General features: G+C 67.9%; 2 protein-coding genes. Both read right to left on the bottom strand.

Going from position 1 to position 1,845, the window contains the following annotated elements; genetic code table 11:
- Positions 1 to 371: 371 nt before the first annotated feature.
- Positions 372 to 518 carry a hypothetical protein gene (locus BMZ25_RS20625; protein ID WP_218142583.1) on the bottom strand — a complete coding sequence of 49 codons (147 nt, stop codon included), beginning with the start codon at positions 516 to 518 and terminating at the stop codon, positions 372 to 374.
- Positions 519 to 555: 37 nt separating this feature from the next.
- Positions 556 to 1,845: oxygen-independent coproporphyrinogen III oxidase (hemN, locus tag BMZ25_RS20340; RefSeq protein ID WP_143071588.1), on the bottom strand; the 1,290-nt coding region annotated here is incomplete at its 5' end.

The following is a 1,845-nucleotide window of genomic DNA, read 5'->3' as shown; positions in this document are numbered from 1 at the left end:
GATCGTGTTGACATCGCCGTCTGGTGACGGAATGTCCAACCCTTCGGATGACGTGTCGGACATGCGGCACTTCTCCTATGTTGGTTATCGTATGGAAACTTCGCGCTAGTACGCACACGCTCGGACAAGCTAGCACATATATCAGATTTGTCAGATGATATGTGTCTCTGCCTTGGGGACGGCCCCGTCGCGGCCCTGATCCGGGCGCAGATCGGGGGCCGCACGCAGGGGCGCGGCCGGTCCTGTGTCGTCCTGCGCGACGCCCTCATGCGACCTCGGCACGACAGGGACGGCGGGTGCGTGATAGCCGCGCCAGAAAGCCGATCCGCCGCCATCACCGCGACATCGGGAACTCGGCGACCGCCTGGTGGTCACCGCGGCCGGAACAGGCAAAAACCGTTGACCTCGCCCTCGTTCAGCACCAGCAGGCCCGGCCGGCCGAGATCGCGCGGCCCGGCACGCAACCCGCCGCCCGCGATCGGAACGCCCATGCCGTCGACGGTCCGGTAGGCGCCCATTGGCGGCCAGAGACGTTCCTAGGCTTCGGTGAGGTACTCAGGACGCCCGGCTGAAGCGACCGCCGGCGTCGAGCTGGGCGTCGAGGCGGCTGGCGACGAGACGCGTCAGCGGCAGGCAATCGGGCCGGATCGCGAACCCGTCCGCGGTCTCGACCACCGCCTCGCCGAAAGCGGCGAGCACACCGGCACATTCCGGGCGCAACCGCTCTGCCAGATCGCCGAACTCGTCCCCGAGGCGCCTCAGGTCGAGGCGCATCTCGCACATCACCAGTTCGATCGCACGCGCGCGGAGCAGGTCGTCGTCGGTCATCCGGTACCCTTTCGCCCCCGCCAGCCCACCCGCCGCGATGCGCTGCTGCCAGGCCGCGGTGGCCGGGGCGTTCTGGACATAGCCCTGCGGGAAGCGCGAGATCGACGAGGCGCCGAGCCCGATCAGCGTGGCGCAGCCATCGTCGGTATAGCCCTGGAAGTTGCGCCTGAGTCCCCCGCCGGCAGCGAGAACGGCAAGGCTGTCGCCCGGCTTCGCGAAATGGTCGATGCCGATCCGGGCATAGCCGGCGGCGTCCAGCAACCTGGCCGCGAGGTCGGCCAGGCGCAAACGCTCTGCATCGTTCGGCAGCGCTGCCTCGTCGATCAGCGTCTGCCGCTTCGACGCCCAGGGCACATGCGCATAGCCGAAGATCGCAAGCCGGTCGGGGGCAAGCTCGACCACCTTCGCGACGGTGTCGGCGAAGCGCTGTCCGGATTGATGCGGCAGGCCGTAGACGAGATCCGTGTTCAGCGACGCGATCCCGGTCGCGCGCAGATCCGCGACGCAGGCGCGGGTCGTCTCGAAGCTCTGGATGCGGCCGATCGCCTTCTGCACCTCCGACGCGAAGTCCTGGATGCCGATCGAGCCGCGCGTCATACCCTCGGCCGCGAGGACCTCGATCTTCGGGCGGTCGACCATGGTCGGGTCGATCTCGACCGAGAACTCGAAGCTGTCGGCCGGCGGGATCGCCGCCTTCAGTGCCCCGGCGAGGCGGTGGATCAGCGCGGGCGGCAGGATCGTCGGCGTGCCCCCGCCCCAGTGGAGCCGTCCCATGCGGACCCCGTCGGGGAGGGTCGCGACGGTGCGGGCGATCTCGGCTTCCAGCATGTCGACATAATGCTCGACCGGCGTGAGCGTCCGGGTCCCCTGCGTGTGGCAGGCGCAGAACCAGCAGAGCCGCTCGCAGAACGGGATGTGGACATTGAGCTGCCCCCCGAAAATCGGACACTGACGTAAGCTACAATCTGAGGTCATCTTGGTCTTCGAGAAGGAGATGGACGAGATGGCGAAGAGGAA

This window comes from Tranquillimonas rosea, assembly GCF_900111315.1.
GTDB lineage: Bacteria > Pseudomonadota > Alphaproteobacteria > Rhodobacterales > Rhodobacteraceae > Tranquillimonas > Tranquillimonas rosea.
Note: the sequence above shows the minus strand (reverse complement) of the source record. Positions and strands in the feature narration are given on the sequence as shown.